At 70.7% G+C, this 18,455-nt stretch carries 15 protein-coding genes and 3 pseudogenes; 11 read left to right on the plus strand and 7 right to left on the minus strand.

Features of this window, described 5'->3' with window-relative positions:
* The first annotated feature begins 11 nt into the window (after positions 1–11).
* The 4 genes from AB0I23_RS19655 to AB0I23_RS19670 all read left to right on the plus strand — a co-directional run bounded on the left by AB0I23_RS19655 (position 12) and on the right by AB0I23_RS19670 (position 4,272).
* Entirely contained in the window at positions 12–1,427 is a 1,416-nt protein-coding gene (locus AB0I23_RS19655; protein ID WP_359110793.1) for a phytoene desaturase family protein, read from the plus strand.
* Between the two features lie 254 nt (positions 1,428–1,681).
* Entirely contained in the window at positions 1,682–2,218 is a 537-nt protein-coding gene (locus tag AB0I23_RS19660; RefSeq protein WP_359110795.1) for an O-acetyl-ADP-ribose deacetylase, read from the plus strand.
* A 50-nt stretch (positions 2,219–2,268) separates the two neighbouring features.
* Complete coding sequence (locus tag AB0I23_RS19665; protein ID WP_359110796.1) at positions 2,269–3,741, plus strand: AlkA N-terminal domain-containing protein; 1,473 nt, start codon at positions 2,269–2,271, stop codon at positions 3,739–3,741.
* Positions 3,742–3,753: 12 nt separating this feature from the next.
* Positions 3,754–4,272, plus strand: coding sequence for a methylated-DNA--[protein]-cysteine S-methyltransferase (locus AB0I23_RS19670; protein ID WP_359110798.1), 519 nt, complete (start codon positions 3,754–3,756; stop codon positions 4,270–4,272).
* Between the two features lie 279 nt (positions 4,273–4,551).
* Here AB0I23_RS19670 and AB0I23_RS19675 read toward each other — a convergent pair whose 3' ends face one another.
* Complete coding sequence (locus AB0I23_RS19675; protein ID WP_359110800.1) at positions 4,552–5,136, minus strand: TMEM165/GDT1 family protein; 585 nt, start codon at positions 5,134–5,136, stop codon at positions 4,552–4,554.
* 351 nt (positions 5,137–5,487) lie between these two features.
* On the opposite strand from AB0I23_RS19675, the gene AB0I23_RS19680 reads away from it, so the two are divergent.
* The gene (locus AB0I23_RS19680; protein ID WP_359110802.1) at positions 5,488–5,898 is read left to right on the plus strand and encodes a (2Fe-2S) ferredoxin domain-containing protein; all 411 of its coding nucleotides are present in this window, start codon (positions 5,488–5,490) and stop codon (positions 5,896–5,898) included.
* Between the two features lie 499 nt (positions 5,899–6,397).
* On the opposite strand, the gene fabV is transcribed toward AB0I23_RS19680, so the two are convergent.
* Complete coding sequence (gene fabV / locus AB0I23_RS19685; RefSeq protein WP_359110804.1) at positions 6,398–7,609, minus strand: enoyl-[acyl-carrier-protein] reductase FabV; 1,212 nt, start codon at positions 7,607–7,609, stop codon at positions 6,398–6,400.
* 384 nt (positions 7,610–7,993) lie between these two features.
* Here fabV and AB0I23_RS19690 point away from each other — a divergent pair, with 384 nt between their 5' ends.
* Complete coding sequence (locus AB0I23_RS19690) at positions 7,994–9,913, plus strand: multicopper oxidase family protein (protein ID WP_359110806.1); 1,920 nt, start codon at positions 7,994–7,996, stop codon at positions 9,911–9,913.
* 63 nt (positions 9,914–9,976) lie between these two features.
* Here the strand turns inward: AB0I23_RS19690 and AB0I23_RS19695 are convergent.
* From AB0I23_RS19695 to AB0I23_RS19705, 3 genes and pseudogenes are all read right to left on the minus strand, one after another.
* Positions 9,977–10,660: pseudogene (locus AB0I23_RS19695) on the minus strand (SIR2 family NAD-dependent protein deacylase); the annotation flags it as partial.
* A gap of 189 nt (positions 10,661–10,849) precedes the next feature.
* Positions 10,850–11,161, minus strand: a complete 312-nt coding sequence (locus AB0I23_RS19700; RefSeq protein WP_359110808.1) for a hypothetical protein — start codon at positions 11,159–11,161, stop codon at positions 10,850–10,852.
* Positions 11,161–11,628, minus strand: a complete 468-nt coding sequence (locus AB0I23_RS19705; RefSeq protein WP_359110809.1) for a hypothetical protein — start codon at positions 11,626–11,628, stop codon at positions 11,161–11,163. The genes AB0I23_RS19700 and AB0I23_RS19705 overlap by 1 nt, the downstream gene beginning before the upstream one ends.
* 101 nt (positions 11,629–11,729) lie before the next feature.
* On the opposite strand from AB0I23_RS19705, the pseudogene AB0I23_RS19710 reads away from it, so the two are divergent.
* Positions 11,730–11,867: pseudogene (locus AB0I23_RS19710) on the plus strand (DUF2191 domain-containing protein); the annotation flags it as partial.
* Between the two features lie 152 nt (positions 11,868–12,019).
* Here the strand turns inward: AB0I23_RS19710 and AB0I23_RS19715 are convergent.
* The gene (locus AB0I23_RS19715; RefSeq protein ID WP_359110811.1) at positions 12,020–12,514 is read right to left on the minus strand and encodes an NUDIX hydrolase; all 495 of its coding nucleotides are present in this window, start codon (positions 12,512–12,514) and stop codon (positions 12,020–12,022) included.
* Between the two features lie 151 nt (positions 12,515–12,665).
* On the opposite strand from AB0I23_RS19715, the gene AB0I23_RS19720 reads away from it, so the two are divergent.
* Positions 12,666–13,781, plus strand: a complete 1,116-nt coding sequence (locus AB0I23_RS19720; protein ID WP_359110813.1) for a glycerate kinase — start codon at positions 12,666–12,668, stop codon at positions 13,779–13,781.
* A 163-nt stretch (positions 13,782–13,944) separates the two neighbouring features.
* Positions 13,945–14,257 (plus strand): annotated as a pseudogene (locus AB0I23_RS19725) (transposase); the annotation flags it as partial.
* Positions 14,258–14,264: 7 nt separating this feature from the next.
* On the opposite strand, the gene AB0I23_RS19730 reads toward AB0I23_RS19725, so the two are convergent.
* Positions 14,265–14,888, minus strand: a complete 624-nt coding sequence (locus AB0I23_RS19730) for a sigma-70 family RNA polymerase sigma factor (protein WP_359110814.1) — start codon at positions 14,886–14,888, stop codon at positions 14,265–14,267.
* Between the two features lie 75 nt (positions 14,889–14,963).
* Between AB0I23_RS19730 and AB0I23_RS19735 the strand changes: the two genes are divergently transcribed.
* Both AB0I23_RS19735 and AB0I23_RS19740 read left to right on the plus strand, forming a co-directional pair.
* The gene (locus tag AB0I23_RS19735) at positions 14,964–15,818 is read left to right on the plus strand and encodes an alpha/beta fold hydrolase (RefSeq protein WP_359110816.1); all 855 of its coding nucleotides are present in this window, start codon (positions 14,964–14,966) and stop codon (positions 15,816–15,818) included.
* A gap of 167 nt (positions 15,819–15,985) precedes the next feature.
* Positions 15,986–18,454, plus strand: coding sequence for a SpoIIE family protein phosphatase (locus AB0I23_RS19740; RefSeq protein WP_359110844.1), 2,469 nt, complete (start codon positions 15,986–15,988; stop codon positions 18,452–18,454).
* Position 18,455 lies beyond the last annotated feature (1 nt).

Here is an 18,455-nt window from a genome sequence, read left to right on the forward strand (position 1 = left end):
GGAGTCCGAACGTGCCATCGATGCTCGATGCCGTCGTCGTGGGGGCGGGCCCCAACGGACTGACCGCCGCAGCCGAACTGGCCCGCCGGGGCTTCTCCGTTGAAGTGTTCGAGGCGAAGGAGACGGTGGGGGGCGGTGCCCGTACCGAGGAGCTCACACTCCCCGGCTTCCGCCACGACCCGTGTTCCGCCGTTCACCCGCTCGGCATCGGCTCGCCCGCGTTCGCCGGGATGCCGCTCGCCCGGCACGGCCTGGAGTGGCTCCAGCCCGAGCTGTCGCTCGCTCACCCGTTCCCGGACGGCTCGGCCGCCGTGCTCACCGGTTCGGTGGGGGAGAGCGCGATGTCGCTCGGACCGCAGGACGCGGGGGCGTACCGCAGGCTGCTCGCCCCGTACCTCGGCCACTGGGACACGCTCGCGGAGGACTTCCTGCGCACCCCGTGGATCGGGCTGCCGCGCGATCCGTACCGCTGGGTCCGGTTCGGGCTGGACGCGATCCAGCCCGCCACGCTCCTCGCCCGCCGGTTCCGGGGCGCGAAGGCGCGCGGCCTGTTCGCCGGACTCGCCGCCCACGCCATAGCTCCCACCAGCGGCCTTGCGACCGGCGGCATCGCCCTGCTCTTCGCCGTCGCGGCCCACGAGAAGGGCTGGCCGGTGCCGCGCGGCGGCTCACAGGCCATCTCCGACGCCCTCGCCTCGTACGTGCGTGAACTGGGCGGCACGATCCGTACTGGCACGGAGGTCAAGCGCCTCGACGAGCTCCCGCCCGCCCGCGCCTATGTCTTCGACACCTCGCCGACCGCCCTCGCGCGGATCGCCGGACTGGGCCAGGCCTACCGCGGCTACCGGTACGGTGCCTCCTGCTTCAAGATCGATTATGCGCTGGCGGGCCCCGTCCCCTGGACCGCGAAGGAGGCCCGGCGGGCCGGCACGGTCCACATCGGGCCCACGGCGGGCGAGATCGACAGCGCGATGCGGGCAGCCGTGGCGGGCCGCGATCCGAGCGTGCCGTTTCTGATCACCGCACAGCCCAGCCTGGTCGACCCGTCCCGCGCACCCGAGGGCCGTCACGTCTTCTGGGTGTACGGACATGTCCCGGCGGGCTGGGAGGGCGATGCCACCGAGGTCATCGAGAGGCAGCTGGAGCGGTTCGCCCCCGGCTTCCGCGATCTGGTGCTCGCCCGTGCCGTCGCGGGCCCGCCCCAACTCGCCGCGCGCAACGCCAATTACGTCGGTGGTGACATCGCGTGCGGTGCGTTCGCCGGTCTGCAGACGGTGATCCGGCCCAAGCTCGCCCGCGTGCCGTACGCGACGGCGCACCCGGCGGTGTTCCTGTGCTCCTCGGCCACCCCGCCCGGGCCCGGTGTGCACGGGATGTCCGGCCACCACGCGGCGAAGGCGGTGTGGCACAGACTTCGCGCCTTCTGAGGGCAGGCCGACAGGGCGAGTTGACCGTGACGCGCCGCAACTCCCTTTCCCGTGAGAACGTTTGTCCGATCCTGCCTGATGTCCCACGGTGAATCCTGGGGAGACCATGCGTCGTTCGTGGCGCGGACGGGGGCTGGAGAACGCGTGGGGGTCGATCGGTCACCGCGGCAACCCGGGATCCGACCGGTCCGAGCGGTGAACGCGGTGCGGCGGACCGTCCCGCGGAGCCGCCCCGGGAACGGCATGATGGCCACATGCGCACACCCCCGGCCGTGACCATCACCCTGGTCCGCGGCGACATCACCGTGCAGTCCGTCGACGCCATCGTCAATGCCGCGAACTCCTCGCTGCTCGGCGGCGGCGGAGTCGACGGCGCGATCCACCGGCGCGGCGGACCGGAGATCCTCGCCGCCTGCCGCGAGCTGCGCGCCTCGCAGTACGGAAAAGGGCTGCGGACCGGTCGGGCGGTAGCGACCACAGCCGGGAAGCTCGACGCCCGATGGGTGATTCATACGGTCGGCCCGGTATGGAGCAGGGCCGAGGACCGCTCCGCACTGCTGGCCTCCTGTTACCGGGAATCACTGCGGGTGGCCGCCGAGCTGGGTGCGCGGACCGTCGCCTTCCCCGCCATCTCGACCGGTATCTACGGCTGGCCCCTGGATGACGGCGCGCGGATCGCCGTCCGTACGGTCCTGGGTGAGGCGGGAGCTCCGGTGGAGGAGGTGCGGTTCGTACTGTTCGACGCCCATGCGTACACGGAGTTCGAAGAAGCCCTGGCAGCGCAAGGCTGATGTCGGATTTCCGCCAGCCCCACATGTGTCGCGTGGCCCATGCTTGGGGCATGTACACCGACACCGAGCGCTGCGTACGGGCCGTCCAGTCCAAGGACGCCCGCTTCGACGGCTGGTTCTTCACGGCGGTCCTGACCACCCGGATCTACTGTCGTCCGAGCTGCCCCGTCGTGCCGCCCAAGGTCGAGAACATGACCTTCTACCCCAGTGCCGCCGCCTGCCAGCAGGCCGGGTTCCGGGCATGCAAGCGGTGCCGGCCCGACACCAGCCCCGGATCCCCGGAGTGGAACGCCCGCGCCGACTCCGTCGCCCGTGCGATGCGGCTCATCGGGGACGGGGTCGTCGACCGCGAGGGTGTGCCGGGGCTGGCCGCCCGGCTCGGCTACTCCGCCCGGCAGATCGAGCGCCAACTGCTCGCCGAGCTGGGTGCCGGTCCGCTCGCCCTCGCCCGCGCCCAGCGCGCCCAGACCGCCCGGCTGCTCATCGAGACGACCGAACTCCCCATGGCTGACGTGGCGTTCGCGGCCGGGTTCTCGTCCATCCGTACCTTCAACGACACCGTCCGTGAGGTCTTCGCGCTCGCGCCGAGTGAGCTGCGCACCCGGGCCGCCCGGTCCGCGAAACCGCCGGCGACGCCGGGAGTGGTCTCGCTTCGGCTGCCGTACCGGGCCCCGCTCAATCCCTCCAACCTCTTCGGCCATCTCGCCGCGACCGCGGTCCCCGGCGTCGAGGAGTGGCGCGACGGCGCCTACCGCCGGACGCTCACCCTTCCGTACGGGCACGGCATCGTCGCCCTCACTCCGCGCCCGGACCACATCGCCTGCCGGCTCTCGCTCACCGACCCGCGCGATCTCACCCTCGCCATCAGCCGCTGCCGTTGGCTGCTCGACCTGGACGCCGACCCGGTGGCGGTCGACGACCGGCTGCGGGCCGATCCGCTGCTCGCCCCGCTGGTCGACAAGGCGCCGGGGCGGCGGGTGCCGCGTACCGTCGACGGGGCGGAGTTCGCCGTACGGGCGGTGCTCGGCCAGCAGGTCTCGACCGCCGCCGCCCGTACCCACGCGGCCCGCCTGGTCACCGCCCACGGTGTCCCCGTCGACGACCCCGAGGGCGGTCTCGCCCACCTCTTCCCGACCCCGGAGGCGCTCGCCGGGCTCGACCCCGAGCAGCTCGCCCTGCCGCGCAGCCGTCGCACCACCCTTACGACCCTCGTCGGCGCGCTCGCCGACGGATCGCTGCGGCTCGGCACCGACACCGACTGGGAGAGGACCCGGGCCGAACTGATCGCCCTGCCCGGCTTCGGCCCCTGGACCGTCGAGGTCATCGCGATGCGGGCGCTCGGCGACCCGGACGCCTTCCTCCCCACCGACCTCGGCATCCGACGGGCGGCGGGGGAGCTCGGCCTCCCGTCGACACCCGCGGCGCTCACCGCACGCGCGGCGGCCTGGCGTCCCTGGCGGGCGTACGCGGTCCAGTATCTGTGGACCGTCGACGACCACCCCATCAACCACCTTCCTGTATAAGGGAGTTCACTCATGACTGCGACAAGCGCCGCGACACGGCAGCACACGGTCGTCGACAGCCCGTACGGTCCATTGACCCTCGTCGCCACCGACGGGGTGCTCTCGGGCCTCTACATGACCGGGCAGCGCCACCGCCCGCCCGAGGAGACCTTCGGCGACCCGGACCCGCGCCCCTTCACGGAGACGATCCGCCAGCTGGACGCCTACTTCGCGGGCGAGCTGCGGGAGTTCGACCTGCCCCTGCACCTGGACGGCACCCCGTTCCAGCGCAACGTCTGGGAACAGCTTCAGCTGATCCCGTACGGCGAGACCCGCTCGTACGGAGAACTCGCCGACCGCCTGGGCAAGCCGGGTGCCTCCCGCGCTGTGGGCCTGGCCAACGGCAAGAACCCGGTCGGGATCATCGTCCCCTGCCACCGGGTCATCGGAGCGTCGGGCAGCCTCACCGGCTACGGCGGCGGGCTCGATCGCAAGCAGCGGCTGCTGGCCTTCGAGAACGGCACGGAGGGCGACACCCCGGCGCTCTTCTAGTGCCCCTCCCGGCAAGCTTTGCCCCGTCGCGCCGCCCGGCACGCACGCTCGCCGCGTTGGCCATAAGCCCTGGTAGCTCCTTCCCCAAGCTCTCAACTCCGTTCGAGCAGGGGAGACCCCATCCAAGGACTTCCGGCCGCCTTGCGATCGCACGCACCGGACGACGCTCCTTCCGGGCAAACATTGCCGGTCACGGCACACGGTGTTCCGGACACGGCGAAGCCCGGCGGACGCATGGGCGACCGTCGGGCTTCGTGGTGGCTGCGTCACGGAACCGGCTCAGGCCGTGAAGATCTCCACAACCGACCAGATCGCCAGCCCCAGCATGCACAGGCCGCCGATGCGCTGCACCGTCTGGAGCGGCACCCGCTTGGCGATGAAGCGCCCGGCGATCAGCGCCAGCGCCGACACGGACATCAGAGCGGCCGCGGATCCGATGGCTGTGGACCAAGTGCCGTTGCTGGCGGCCAGGTTGGCCGTGGTGATCTGGGTGAGGTCACCCCATTCGCTGATGAACACCGCCATGAACGCGGTCGAGTAGACCGGCCAGAAGCCGGTCACGGTCCTGGTTTCGCTCGCCTCGTCGCCGTCGCCACCCTTGGCGCGCAGCAGCATGAACGCGCCGAACGCGAAGAGGGAGGCCGAGACGACCTTGACGATCCAGTCGGGCAGCAGCCCGATCAAGCCGCCCGCGCCGACGGCTATCGCGACATGCACGAGGAACGCGGACGAGGTGCCGAACCAGACATAGAGGGGCCGCATGCGCGTGCCCATGGCCAGCGACGCGAACATGGTCTTGTCGGGGAGCTCCGCGAGGAAAATCAGCCCGAAGGCGGTGACGATCGCCAGGGGGTCGAGATGCATTCCGGGTGGCTTTCTGTGAGAGCCGGGTCCCGGGCCTTTCCGCGAAGCGCCACTCGGGCTTTTCGGAGGACCACTCGGCCCGGCATGACTGCAGCGCCCGCAGGGTGCGGGCGTGCCATACCTGACCGAAGGTCTCGCCCGCCCGTATCGATCTACGAGCCCGGCCACCGGGAACCCAGGGGTTCCAGTGTGTCGACGACCGGTTTGCGGGGCTACTCCCCTTCGCAGCCACCCACCTTACCTCACCGGTCCGGCCCGACCGCCGCGAGAGGGGCGCAGGTGTTCGTGTGTGGAGCGTGCTCGATAGAGTCCCACGGTGATCATCCGCGCTGCCACCCGGAGCGTTCCCGCATGAGCCGTCGCACGCGCAAGGCCGCCGCGCCCGCCCAGGGCGTACGCCGCCCCACCATCAGCGTCTGCCGCGGCTGCTGCTGCGGTACGCCGAAGATCCCGGACGTGGACCACGCCGGACAGCTCGCCACGCTGCGCCGGTCACTCGGCGAGATCGCCACAGTGCGGGCCGTCGAATGCCTGGACGCGTGCGAGCAGGCCAATGTCATCGTCGTGCAGCCGTCGGCCGACGGCAGGAGGGCGGGTGGCCGCCCGGTCTGGCTCGGCCTGGTCAACGACCCCGACGCCGTCGCCGACATCGTCACCTGGGTCGAGGCGGGCGGCCCCGGCCTCGCGGACGCCCCCGACATCCTCGACCTCTACACGTTTCGGCCCTCACGCCGCATCGCGCAGGAACTGGACAGGATCTAGTGCCCCTCCCGGCAAGCTTTGCCCCGTCGCGCCGCCCAGCACGCACGCTCGCCGCGTTGGCCAAAAGCCCTGGTAGCTCCTTCCCCAAGCTCTCAACTCCGTTCGAGCAGGGGGAGACCCCATCCAAGGACTTCCGGCCGCCTTGCGATCGCACGCACCGGACGACGCTCCTTCCGGGCAAACATTGCCGGTCACGGCACTAGTGCCGCGACGACAGGTCGGAGGTCCATCTCCCTTGGGGGCCCGGCGAAGGTGGTGTTCACGTAGAGCGTCCGCGTGAAGACGGGCGAAGCAGGTCACGGTGGCGGGGGCGGGGTGGCGGCGGTGAGCAGGCCGCCCGCGGTGGCGAGTACGACGGCGTCGGCAGCGGCGACCGTTGTGCCTCTGGGCGGTTCCTGCGCTCGGGTCGGCGAATCGCGACAGGAGGGTTGGAGCTGCCGCTACCGGTGGAGGAGCCGTTCGTCCGACGGCAGGGGCATGGCTGTCCACCACAGCGATTTCAGGGGGTAGCGGTGTCCGGCCAGGGGACGTCGGTTTCGACCGGCGCGGCGTAGTCGATGCCGGGTACGGCGAATCCGTACAGGCGCTGCACTTCGGCGTGGAACCAGTCGAGGTCTGCGAGTTCGGTGATGTTCTTGGTCGTGGCGGCGTTCCACCGCTCGGTGACGGCCGCCTGGACGGCGGGGTCGAGTTCCCAGGTGTCGAGGCGCGCGCGTCCTTCGTCGTCGAGGTCGAGCGGGCGGGCGCCGGTGAGTCTGTCCCACAGGTCGGTGAGCTGGCCGATCGGTGGGACCATCGCCTCTCCGAGGACTCCGCGGAGCAGCCCGACGTACAGGGCGATGCCGGGAATCGCCGTTGAGGACTGGGTGACCGCGGCTGCGTTGACGGAGGTGATCGCGCCCCCGTCGACGAGCTTTCCGAGACGCTCATTGAGGGTGCGGGCGGTCTGTTCGAGGTGAGACTTTGCGGCACCGATGGTGCCTTGCCGGTAGATCGCGGCCGTCAGGGCGGAACCGATGTAGGACAGGGCGGCGGTGGTGAACCCGTCGGCGAGCAGCCCGCGGTCGGCGAGGTGGTCGACCCACCGTTCCCAGTCGGTTCCGCCCATGACGGCGACGGTCTGCTCGATGTCGTCGCCGTCGGCCGGCGGCGTCTCGACCTCCCGGACCTCGGGAACACCCTGGTCGTCGAAGACGAGGGTCTTGGTGCTGTACGGCTCACCGATGGGCCTGAGGACGGACGCATAGGTGGTTCCGGTGTCGGGGTCGGTACGGCGCGGGGCGGCCACCGAGTAGATCAGAAAGTCCAGGCGGCCGCCGAAGCGCTCCTTCAGCACGTCGGCGACCCGGTCCTTCATCTCGTCGGAGAACGCGTCCCCGTTGAGGAACACCATGTCGTGACCGTGCAGCCGGGCCAGTTCGGCGGTGGCGGCCGTGCGGTACCAGCCGGCCGTACCCGTGCGGCGCCCCGGGGCCTTCTCGAAGCACACCCCGATCCCGCGGATCCCGGCACGGGCCAGACCCGCGATGGTCGCGGCAAGCCCGTACCCGGCGGACGAACCGATCACCAGCGCCACCGGCGCCCGGTCCAGGAGGCGCGACGGAGCGGGGACGGCCTGCCACATGTCCTCCACCAGGCGCCCGCAGCCGGACGGGTGGGAGTCGAGGAAGAGGAAGCCGCGGTTCTTCGGGGCGATGACGCGTTCGCTCATGGGCGTGGTCCTTCAGGTCGTCACGGACGGGGGGAGCGGCGACCGCGAGGGTGCACACCGCACCCGGTAAGTCTGCGACGTACGAACACGGGCGGTCACCTCGTCCGGCACAGTAATGCTCGGCCGCTCTTGGAGGCTTTCCACCACTTCGAGCAGCGCGGGACTGTCGCCCCGATCCTCCTCGAGGAGGACTCGAACGGCACGCAAGAGATCCCTCGCCCGGAGTAATCCAGCAACGCACGGATCCACTGTCTGCGGCAACCTGATGATGCCGGTACGTGTCGGCGGTCCCGGGGCACCGCCGGGCGGAGCTGGTAAAGGACGCCGCGCCGGAGTCGGTCAGACAAGCGATGGAGGTTGCAGGTGGTCACGAGGCGGCGTGTCGTGCAGGCAGCAGTCGGCGGAATGTTCGCGCTCCTTCCGGCGGCCACCGCGGCTCCACGTCTCCGAACGCCCGGCGACAAGGGCGTTCTGGATCCGGGAAAGGTGGACAAGTACGTCACGCCGCTCGTCGTCCCGCCTGTCATGCCGCAGGCCGGGGGCGGCGTCGCTGATCGCATCGACCACTACGTGATCGGCGTGCGACAGTTCCAGCAGCAGGTGCTGCCCCCCGGTCTGCCGGCGACGACCGTGTGGGGGTACGGCTCAACCCTGCATCCGCGCAGCTTCCACTATCCCGCGTTCACCGTCGAGGCCCGCTTCGGAACGCCGGTGCGGGTGAGGTGGAAGAACGAACTGCGTGACCGCAACGGCCTTTACCTGCCGCACCTGCTGCCGGTCGACCCCACACTGCACTGGGCGAACCCTCCGGGCGGAGTGTCGGCCCGGGACAAACGCCCCGGATTCCGCTCGACACCCGGACCGTACACGGGCCCCGTACCGATCGTGACGCACCTGCACGGCGGGCGGAACACGGAGGAGAGCGACGGCTACACCGAAGCCTGGTACCTTCCCGACGCGCTCGACCTTCCTGCGGGATACGCTGAAGTCGGTTCATTCTACGAGGAGTTCAAGGACAAGTTCGCAGACGGGTTCGGCGACACCTGGGGCCGGGGAGAAGCCGTGTTCCAGTACGCCAATGGGGAGAGAGCCTCGACCTTCTGGTTCCATGATCATGCCCTGGGTGTCACGCGACTGAACGTCTACGCAGGACTGGCGGGTTTCTACCTCCTGCGAGGGGGCCCTGCGGACCTTCCCGACGGAGTGTTGCCCGGTCCCGCCCCCCGGCCCGGCGATCCGCCCGGTCGGAAGTACTACGAGATCCCTCTCGTCATCCAGGACCGCTCGTTCCACGCCGACGGCAGCCTCTTCTATCCGGCCGGACGCGCTGCCTTCGACGGTTTCAAGGGCCCTTACATCCCGGGCAGCGACATCTCTCCGATCTGGAACCCCGAGTTCTTCGGCAAGACGATGGTGACCAACGGGAGCACCTGGCCGGTCCTTCGCGCCGAACCGCGCCGCTACCGGTTCCGGCTCCTCAACGGATGCAACTCGCGGTACCTGATCCTGAAGATCGTCACCCACCCACTCGCCGGCAGGCCCGCGCACGCAGTACTCCCCTTCTGGCAGATCGGCAGCGAGGGCGGCTTCCTCCCCACGCCCGTACGGCGCGACCAATTGCTCATCGCTCCCGCCGAGCGCGCCGACGTGATCGTCGACTTCGCGTCGGTCCCGGTCGGCACCGACTTGTATCTCATCAACGAGGGCCCCGATAAAGCCTTCCAGGGCGGGAAGGCGGGTACGGACTTCTCCCCGGCTGACCCGGCCACCACCGGGCAGGTCATGAAGCTCACGGTCGGAGCACTCACCACACCGGACACGACCGTGCCCCCCTCCCAGCTGTCACTGCCGTCATTCGAGCCCTTGGGGAAAGCGAGCCGCGTCCGACGACTTTCCCTCAGTGAGCAGAACTCCGCGTCGCTGCCGCATGTCGGCCCCCGACAAATGCTGCTCGGCACTCTGGACCGACGTGGCGCCGCTGTGCCGATGCGCTGGGACGATCCAGTCACGGAGAATCCGGCGGTGGGGACGACCGAGATCTGGGAGATCCACAACCTCACGACGGATGCCCACCCGATCCATATTCACGAGGTGCAGTTCCAGATCCTCGACCGGCAGCAGGCCGGCCGTGCCGCCCGGCCTCCGGAGCCGTGGGAGAGCGGGTTCAAGGACACCGCAGTCGCCTACCCGGGTGTCGTGACGAGGCTGAAGGCGACATTCGACCGGGCCGGCCGGTATGTCTGGCACTGTCACATGCTCGAACACGAGGACAACGAAATGATGCGGCCCTACACCGTCGGGTAGGGGGTGGAACCTCGGCCCTCGGTTGTTCGGTTCCTCCTGGTCGCGGCTGACCGGGGCTGCCGCCGAGGACAGCCGCGCCAGCAGCGACGGCAGTGCGGTCCCGATGGGCTCGCGGATCGTCTCCTGAGCCAGTTCGTCGTACGGCGTGGGCTCGGCGTCGACCACGATCAGCCGCGCCCCGTGCTCCGCCGCGATCCCGGCCAGCGACGCGGCGGGCTGTACCTGCAGCGTCGTACCGACCGCGATGAACACCTCGCAGGCCTTCGCGATCGACATCGCCTCGCCCAGCACGACCGGATCGAGCCGCTCACCGAACATGACGGTCGCCGACTTCAGGATGCCGCCGCAGACCGTGCACGCCGGGTCCGCCTCACCCGCCTCCACCCGGGTCAGCGCCGCCGCCATCGGCGAGCGGGCATGGCAGTGGGTACAGACCACCTGGCGCGCGGTGCCGTGCAGTTCGAGGACCTTGCGGGCGGAGAGGCCGGCCAGCTGGTGCAGCCCGTCGACGTTGTGCGTGATCACCCGGACGGGGACCCCGGAACACTCCAGGTCCGTCACGGCGCGGTGGGCGGCGTTCGGCTCGGCGCGCCAGGTCGCGCTGGTGCGGCGCATCTGCCAGGAGCGGCGGCGGATCTCCGGATCTGCCATGGAGAGGTCGTACGTGACGAGCTTCTCGGCCTCCGGGTCCTTCCGCCAGAGCCCGTTCGGCCCGCGGTAGTCGGGGATGCCGGAATCGCAAGGCATTGGTGGATGCAACCCTCTTGGCGGCACCTCGACACCTGATCACGGTCGGATGGTTCGCCACGCCTTTTCACGTTCGTGATGGCGCTCGGAGCACCGTCCGGGATCTGCACCGTGGCGACGAATGGAGCGTTCGGAGCACTCGCCGCAGGACCATATGGGTAGGTCGACGCAGCCATGGCGCTGGACGGCTTAACCGCCCGTCACCCATCGGATCGCTGCGATCACACCCAACAGCACGGCGGGGCCCACCCACCACATCCCCATGATCCGTCGCACCGACGGCAGCAGCCACAGCACTGCCACCGCACCGGCAGCCCCGATGGTGAGGACGCACGAGAGAACGATGCCGGCATACGCGTCGTCGTCCCAGGGCCCGGACGGACGGATGGTCAGTGCCGTCCAGCAGAAGTACGCAGCGACAAGGGTGAGCAGGATCAGTGGAACGGCGAGGACCAGGCGCAGGCAGCCACGGTCGTTGTCCACCTCGGAATGGCTGGTCATCAGCGCAGTGCGTTCCTTGCCTCGTCCAGATTGTTCGTAAAGCCACGCCCGTAGGCCTGGGCGTCGTCGGTCTGCCAGTACGGGCCACCGTTGTAACGCGCGGCGAGTTCCTGATACTGGGCCGGCGTCATCTCCTCCGCAGGCACGTTGGCGAACTCGCTCTCCGCCTTGAGTCGGGCCAGGTACTCCGAGGCAATGAGGATGTTCTGCGCAGGGTCCTGGAGAGAATCCTCCACCATGCTGTGTTGCTGGTCGCTGAGGTGGTCGGGGTCGTAGCCGAGGACCTCGGCGCCACGTCGCACCTGGATGGCAATGGGCCCCATAGACGTGTTGTCGGGATCGCCGCCGAGACGCCAGGGGAGGCTCTCGGGGGCGATCGGACTGAGTGGGGAGTCGGCCTGTTCGCGGATGGTGTCGGTGATGTCGTCCAGGATGCCGGGCTGCCCGCCGATCTCCTGCCAGGACACCAGCGACCATGTCCGGCGGGAGCCCCGAGTTCCGTGACGCCGCCTTGATGATGTCCTTGTTCGCCGCGATCCAGTCGGCGCGCTCCTGGGCGTGTCCGCCCATGGCCGAGGTCACCGTCGGTCTCGTCGCGGACGTCATGGTGCTCGCGGGTGTCGGCAGCCCGCAGGACGCCGTCGAACTCGTCGCGCGCGACGAGGCGCTGCGCGAGGTGGACGTCAAGCCGCAGGACCGGCAGGGCTGCGACGGTGTCGGGCCCGTCCAGTTGTTCAGCACGGCGACGGCAGCCTGATGGTGACGCCGCCGTCCCGGACCGTGCCGCTCGGCCTGTCAGGGCAAGGTGCCCCAGAGGGATACGACGGTGCTACGGGATGAATGCCCCGGGCCAGGAGGTCAGGAGGCGACGGGCCTGCCGTCCTCCAGCTCCACGACGCCCGCCCCGGAGTCGAGCACCTCCAGCGCCGCCCGCACCCGGTGTGCGAGCGGACCGGGCAGATACCGGTCGAGCGCCCCGCGTTCCACCAGCTTCCAGGAGAGGAGCTCCTCCTCCTGCAGCCGGATCGCTGTCACATGCACCTCGTCCAGGATCCCGCCGTCGTACAGATACGCGGCAATCGGAGGCCGCTCGGGGCTGCGCGCCCAGTCGATCGCGAGCAGTCGTCCCGGCTCCAGATCGAGCCCGATCTCCTCGACTGTCTCGCGGCGCGCGGCCTGTCGAGGGGTCTCGCCCTCGTCGGACTCGACCGTCCCGCCGGGCAGGGCCCAGCCGTCCCGGTAGTTCGGCTCGACGAGCAGCACCCGTCCGTCCCCGTCCCGGAAGACGGTTGCCGCGGCGGCCAGCACCTTGGGCAGTCCTGCGATGTACGTGGCGTAGTCAGTGGTGGTCACCCGCGCAGCGTAATGGGGGCCGAGGCGTCCGCCGTTCCGCAGGTCCAGGGCACGGGCACCCATGGGCAGAGGGCCACTGCTCCCGATAGGGTCGGGGCGGCGCGACTGCCTGTTCGAAAGCAAGGGATACAAGGTGACGGACGGAGCAGTGATGGAGACCCCCCGCGTGCTCGTCGCGGCGGACAAGTTCAAGGGCTCGCTCACGGCGGTACAGGTCGCGGAGCGGGTGACGGCCGGGCTGCGGCGCGTCGTACCCCGGGTGCAGGTCGAGACTCTGCCCGTGGCGGACGGCGGCGACGGCACGGTGGCGGCGGCGGTGGCTGCCGGATTCGAGCGACGCGAGGCGCGGGTGACCGGGCCCCGCGGGGAGACCGTGACCGCGGCGTACGCGGTGCGGGGCACCACCGCGGTGGTGGAGATGGCCGAGGCCTCCGGCCTCCAGCATCTTCCGGCGGGGGTGTTCGCCCCGCTGACGGCCACGACGTACGGCTCCGGCGAGCTGCTGGCCGCGGCGCTGGACGCGGGCGCCCGGACCATTGTGTTCGGGGTCGGGGGCAGTGCCACCACGGACGGTGGCGCGGGCATGCTCGCCGCACTCGGTGCCCGCTTCCTCGACGCGGACGGCAAGCCCGTCGGCCCCGGGGGCGGTGGCCTCGCGGAGCTGGCCGAGGCGGATCTGACCGGCCTCGACCCGCGGCTGGCCGACGTGGACCTGATCCTCGCCAGCGACGTGGACAATCCACTGACCGGCCCGAAGGGCGCCCCGGAGGTCTACGGGCGGCAGAAGGGCGCGACCGAGGACGACATCGCGACCCTCGACGCGGCACTCACCCACTACGCATCCGTCCTCGGCCCGGACCACGCGAAACTGCCCGGGGCGGGTGCGGCAGGCGGCATCGGCTACGGGGCGCTCGTCGCTCTCGGCGCCCGGTTCCGCCCCGGCATCGAGGTCATGCTCGACGTCCTCGGCTTCGCCCCGGCACTGGCCCGCGCCACGCTGGTGATCACGGGGGAGGGCTCCCTCGACGAGCAGACCCTGCACGGCAAGGCTCCGGCGGGCGTCGCGGCGGCGGCTCGCGCGGCGGGGCTGGAGGTGGTGGCGGTCTGCGGCCGCCTCGCGCTTCCCCCGGAGGCACTGGGGCATGCGGGCATCCGGCGCGCGTACGCCCTCACGGACCTGGAGCCGGACCCTGCCGTGTGCATGGCGCAGGCGGGACCGCTGTTGGAGCGGGTGGCGGAGGGGATCGCGCGCGACTTCCTGTCGTGAGCGGACCCCGGTCGTGCTGAGCTGATCGGGCGGGGCGACGCGGGGGCGCGGCGCCCGGGGGCGGACCCGTTCCGGATGCTGTTGGCGAATGCCCCTTCGTCGTGACGTCGGTCTGGTCCATCTCGTTGGTGGGTCAGACCGACGTTGTGTTCGGGGTGGGCGGATGCCGTTGCGTCCTGGTGTGTCCGGCGAGGTGCCGGAGGAGACGGTCAGGGTGGCCCGCGCGGCCTTCCTGAAGGGCTGTCCGGCTGTCCGGGCGAGGGATGTGCTCGGGCCGGCTTTCACCGATGCGCAGTTCGCGGGCCTTTTCTCGGGCCGGGCGGCCTGCGGCGTCGCCGGGCCGGTTGGCGATGGTGCTGGTGTTGCAGTGCGCCGAAGGCATGTCGGACCGGCAGGCCGCTCACGCGGTGCGGTCCAGGATCGACGGGAAGTACGCGCTCGGGCTGGAACTGAGCGGTCCAGGCTTCGACTTCTCCCCTTGAGTCACTCGCACTGCGGCGAGGCGTCGCCCCTGAGACGGTCGCGTTGGATCTGGCGGGCAAGGGAGCGGCGCACCGAGGCCGGCGCGGTGGTAGTGATCTTCGAAGGGACGGGGACGTCGAGACCACGGCTGATCTCGTCGTACGCGTCCCGGTAGCTGCCGGGCAGCTCTGCCCGATGCAGCATCAGGTCCTCTTCGACGAGGCGCCGCAGCTCGTCGACGGTCTGGGGCGTGAAGCGCTTCTTTCCCCGGGCTATGGCGTTGACGGAGCGCGTACAGCGGGCGGCGTCGCAGAAGGCCTCGGAGATTTCCTCGGCGAGGCCCCACAGGCGTCCTTCGAGCCAGGGCGCGTCGTGCTGTTCGAGGGAGAGCCCCATCGGGGGCAGCGGGTCGCCTTCCTTGTACTTCTTCACCTGCTTGGACACGGCGGGCTGACTCATGTCGGTGAGCTGGGCAATTTTGTCCTGGGTCCAGCCGAAGCCGGTGAACAGCTTGATCATTTCGGTGCGCAGCTTCCGCATCTCCTCGCCCGCACGGATGACGTCGTTCATGTCGGCGAGCATCCGCTCGGCCTGCTCCTCGGTCAGCGTCTCGGGGTTCCGACGCGTGTTCTCTTCGCCTGCCATAGCTCGGTTATATACCTGACTCCCCTCGCTATAACCCGGTTGTACAACCTGGTTATAGCTGGCAGTGTTCGTCTCATGCCTACCTTCTCCGCACCTGACGGAACCCGGCTCGCCTACCGCGTGATCGGAGACGGCGACCCGGTCGTCTGCCTCCCGGGGGGTCCCACGGACTCCAGCTACCTCGGCGACCTCGGGGGCCTGTCCACGCACCGCCGGCTGATCGTCCTGGACCTGCGCGGCACCGGCCGGTCCGCGATTCCCCAAGACACCTCTTCCTACCGCTGTGATCACCTGGTCGACGACGTCGAGGCGCTGCGCGAACACCTCGGGCTTCCCCGGATGGACCTGCTCGGCCACTCCGCCGGCACGAATATTGCGACGCAGTACGTGGCCCGGTACCCGAAGAAGGTCAGCAAGCTCGCCTTGATCGGTCCCGGTACCCGCGCTGTCGGTATAGCGATCACTGGGGAGACGCGACGCGAGCTCGCGCAGCTTCGGAAGAACGAGCCGTGGTTCCCGGCGGCGTTCGCCGCCTTGGAGGCGATCGCCCAGGGCACGGGCAGCGACTGGGAGGCCATCACCCCCTTCTTCTGCGGCCGCTGGGACGCCGCGGCACAGAAGCACCATGCAGCCGGCCGGCCGAGCAACAAGGAAGCTGTCGCTCTCTTCGCGGCCGAGGGTGCCTTCAACCCGGAGACCACTCGTGCGGCGCTCGCCGCCTGCGAGTCCCCCGTCCTGCTGCTCGTCGGAGAGTACGACGTGAACAGCCCCCCTCAGTCGGTGGCCGAGTTCGCGCGGCTGTTCCCCGACGCCACGCTCGTGGTGCAGCCGGGGGCGGGCCACTACCCCTGGCTCGACGACGCCGACCGGTTCGTGGCGACCACTGCGGCGTTCCTGGGCCGAGGAGCTGCTCACGGCCCTGGACTCTGAGATTCACCGGACGGAGGCCATCCCCCCTCGACATCGACGTCTTCGGCGGCGGCCGACGCCTCGTACCCATCTCCGCCCGGGACACCGAGGTGCGCCGCGCGCCGGCCGGGGCGCATCCTGGCTGTGTGACCTCGTACGGCCTGCCCCCGTACCTTCCGCCTGAGAACATGGTGGTGCCGGGGAGGGCGAGCGGCGGCCGGGTGCCGGACGAATTGTCCCTGGTACTCGCGCAGGCCGCGGTGAGCGCGATCGAGTCCGCCGGTGGGTATGCCGGTGGCATATATCTGCGCTCCCGCGACCCCGAACTGCTGCGCCTCGCCGTGCTCGCCGGGCTGCCGACCCAGCTGTTCCGACCCTGGTGGCGCATGCATGTGAACCGGTCCTTTCCCGTGGCCGAGGCGTACAGCTCGGGGAAGCCCGTCCACCTCGCCGACGCCGAGGAGGGCATGCGCCGGTTCCCACAGCTGATGGCGGGCATGCCGTTCCCCTTCGGGTCGCTGTACGTGCCCGTACTCGGCGACCAGGAGAAGTTCGGCGTCCTGGTGGTGCTGCGCCCGGCCACCCCCGGCAAGCCCGTCTCGCACGCCGACCGGCGCGCGCTCGGCGACATCGCCCATCGGCTCCGCACGGAGCTCGCCGGACTGGCGGCCGGGGGCACCCCGGTCATCTGGGACGGCGAGCCGGTCCCGGTGCAGCTGCCCTCCGTCACCGTGCCCCCGGTACGGATCGGGCACTTCGACTGGGACCTCGAAACCGGTGCCGTCGACGCCGACGCGGAGCTGTGCGGGATCCTCGGCACCGAGCCCGCGTGGTTCCCGGGCACCATCGACGCCCTGATGGCACTGCTGGCGCCGGAGGACGTCTACGGACTGTGGACCCTCGCCCGCCGGGCGGCGAGCGCGGGCGGACCGCTCGCGCGCAGAATGCGGCTGCGTGGCCCCGATGGCCGGACCAACCTCCTGGAACTCTCCAGCCGATGGGCCCAGCCGCCGCGCAGGAGCGCGGCCGGGACGCTGACCGGATTCCTGGTGGACCTCGGAGCCGGACCGGTCATCGCCGAGGCCGCCGACCGGCTCCCGCGCGGCATCTTCTCGCTCGACCGGCTCGGACGGATCACCTACGTCAACCAGCTGGCGGAGGAGTTGCTCTGCCGGTCGCGGGGCGAGCTCGTCGGCGGCGTCCTGTGGGAAGTCCTGCCGTGGTTCGGGCAGCCCGCCTACGAGGACCACCACCGGGCCGCACTGCTGTCCCACGAACCTGTGCACTTCCTCGCGCGCCGCACCGCGCGGGACTGGCTGTCGGTGTCCCTGTACCCGGGCCACGACGGCGTGACCGCCACCGTCTCCGCCACGGAACAGCCCTCCTACCCGCCGGGGGGCTCCGCCGCGCCGGGTGAGGGCGTGGGCTCCCCGGTCGAAGGCACGACCGGGGTCTACCGTCCCGTCGCCCTCGCGATCGCGCTGACCGAGGCCGTCACCGCCCGCCAGGTGTCCGTGGTGGTCACCCAGGAGCTGCTGCCCGCGTTCGGCGGCAGGCAGCTGGCGATCTACCTGCTGAACGAACGCCACCTCTACCTGGCCTGGGAGACCGGATTCCCGCACGGCTTCCTGAACCGCTTCGACGGCGTAGGGCTCGACGCCCATCTGCCCGGCGTCGAGACGCTCACCTCCGGCCGGCCCATCTTCTTCGAATCCATGCAGCGCCTGGCCTCCGCCTACCCCGGCATCCCCCTGGACACGAACGTCGGCGCCCGCGCGTTCCTGCCACTCATCGCCTCCGGGCGGCCCGTCGGCTCCTGCATCCTCGGCTTCGACCAGCCGCGCGGCTTCAGCCCCGAGGAGCGCACGGTTCTCACCGCGCTGGCCGGACTCATCGCCCAGGCCCTCAAACGAGCCCAGCGGTACGACACCGAGTCCGCCCTGGCCCGCGGCCTGCAGAACGCCCTGCTGCCGCACCGGCTGCCCGTACTCGACCAGGTCGACACCGCGGGTCGGTACCTCCCCGGAACCCAGGGCATGGACGTCGGCGGCGACTGGTACGACGTCGTCGAGACCGACCGGGGGCTGGCCCTGGTCATCGGGGACGTCCAGGGGCACGGCGTCGCCGCCGCGGCGACGATGGGCCAACTGCGCAGCGCGGTACGCGCCTTCGCGCTCAGCGGGCACGACCCGCAGGAAGTGGTGAGCGGCACCAACCGGCTGCTCATCGACCTCGACCCCGGCCAGATCGCCAGCTGCTGCTACATCGTCCTCGACCCCGCCACCGGTCGGACGCAGATCGTCCGGGCCGGGCACCCGCAGCCCCTGCTCCGCCACCCCGACGGCACGACCGAGGTCCTGGATCTTCCCGGCGGGGTGGTGCTCGGCGTCACCCCCGACGCCACCTACCCCGTCAGCAGCCTGTGGCTGGCCCCGGGCGCGATCCTGGCGCTGTACACCGATGGACTGGTCGAGCAGGCGGGGGCCGACATCGACGACGGCATCGAGCGGCTGCGCGGCATCATCGAGGCAGCCGATGCGCCGTCCCTCGTCGGCATGGCGGACCTGGTCATCCGGGAGGCGAGACGGGAGCCCGACCGCCCCGACGACATCGCCGTCCTGCTCGCCGCCCGCTGGGTCCACGCGCAGAGCGCGTAGA

This window comes from Streptomyces atratus (assembly GCF_040655115.1).
Classification (GTDB): domain Bacteria; phylum Actinomycetota; class Actinomycetes; order Streptomycetales; family Streptomycetaceae; genus Streptomyces; species Streptomyces atratus_D.

Excerpts from the sequence above, each read along its gene's own strand:
- AB0I23_RS19665 (WP_359110796.1), top strand. The coding sequence starts at position 2,269 with ATGTACACCGACACCGAGCGCTGCGTACGGGCCGTCCAGTCCAAGGAC.
- AB0I23_RS19675 (WP_359110800.1), bottom strand. The coding sequence starts at position 5,136 with ATGCATCTCGACCCCCTGGCGATCGTCACCGCCTTCGGGCTGATTTTC.
- AB0I23_RS19735 (WP_359110816.1), top strand. The coding sequence starts at position 14,964 with ATGCCTACCTTCTCCGCACCTGACGGAACCCGGCTCGCCTACCGCGTG.
- AB0I23_RS19680 (WP_359110802.1), top strand. The coding sequence starts at position 5,488 with ATGAGCCGTCGCACGCGCAAGGCCGCCGCGCCCGCCCAGGGCGTACGC.
- AB0I23_RS19730 (WP_359110814.1), bottom strand. The coding sequence starts at position 14,888 with ATGGCAGGCGAAGAGAACACGCGTCGGAACCCCGAGACGCTGACCGAG.
- AB0I23_RS19700 (WP_359110808.1), bottom strand. The coding sequence starts at position 11,161 with ATGACCAGCCATTCCGAGGTGGACAACGACCGTGGCTGCCTGCGCCTG.
- AB0I23_RS19660 (WP_359110795.1), top strand. The coding sequence starts at position 1,682 with ATGCGCACACCCCCGGCCGTGACCATCACCCTGGTCCGCGGCGACATC.
- AB0I23_RS19740 (WP_359110844.1), top strand. The coding sequence starts at position 15,986 with ATGGTGGTGCCGGGGAGGGCGAGCGGCGGCCGGGTGCCGGACGAATTG.
- fabV (WP_359110804.1), bottom strand. The coding sequence starts at position 7,609 with ATGAGCGAACGCGTCATCGCCCCGAAGAACCGCGGCTTCCTCTTCCTC.
- AB0I23_RS19720 (WP_359110813.1), top strand. The coding sequence starts at position 12,666 with ATGGAGACCCCCCGCGTGCTCGTCGCGGCGGACAAGTTCAAGGGCTCG.
- AB0I23_RS19670 (WP_359110798.1), top strand. The coding sequence starts at position 3,754 with ATGACTGCGACAAGCGCCGCGACACGGCAGCACACGGTCGTCGACAGC.